This window comes from Bifidobacterium sp. M0353, from assembly GCF_016100645.1.
Lineage (GTDB): Bacteria > Actinomycetota > Actinomycetes > Actinomycetales > Bifidobacteriaceae > Bombiscardovia > Bombiscardovia choladohabitans.
In genome coordinates this window covers 1-495 of the sequence record NZ_JACFSB010000016.1, presented here as the reverse complement: position 1 = coordinate 495, position 495 = coordinate 1, and the positions used below count along the sequence as shown (strand labels likewise).

General features: G+C 37.2%; 2 protein-coding genes. Both read left to right on the top strand.

The features are described from left to right. On the top strand, window positions 1-255 hold a 255-nt coding region (locus tag H3V04_RS08790; protein WP_232342672.1), incomplete at its 5' end, for a hypothetical protein. Then, window positions 252-495, top strand: a 244-nt coding sequence (locus H3V04_RS08785; protein ID WP_198188191.1) for a hypothetical protein, incomplete at its 3' end; no start/stop codon positions are given. The genes H3V04_RS08790 and H3V04_RS08785, both read left to right, overlap by 4 nt.

The window sequence follows — 495 nt, the reverse complement described above, 5'->3', positions numbered from 1 at the left end:
AAAACTAAACACTTGCGTGATTCAATAACAAATAAGCCAGGCTATACAAGTGAAAAAGTGATGGCTGGTGATACCACAGTGGGCATTGATAATAAATACAAAGCAATGATTGCCAGATATGTTAATAACGGTACTGCTGGGATGAGTCCAAAGGAAGTCAGAAACATGCATTTTATTGAAAAATCACAGTTGCAAGCAAGGGATCCAGTTTTGAAAGCTGAAGCTAAAGCTTTAAAGGAAGTGATGGGATTATGACCGTTGCAAAACGGGTAGTTGATTCGCTGAACTCGGCTGGCATAGACGGCTTAGGTAAAGCCTACTCTTATCTAATACCAGCTAGTTCGCTTAATTCAGAAACCAAAGCATTAATTGCAGTTTCTGAAGTAACACAAATGCCTATTGAACATGGCAGTAATGCCTATGGTCAGATTCAAAAAAATTTACAAGTTAAAATTTGTTATCCAAAAAATAGTCAAATAGACGCAGATGTTTTAG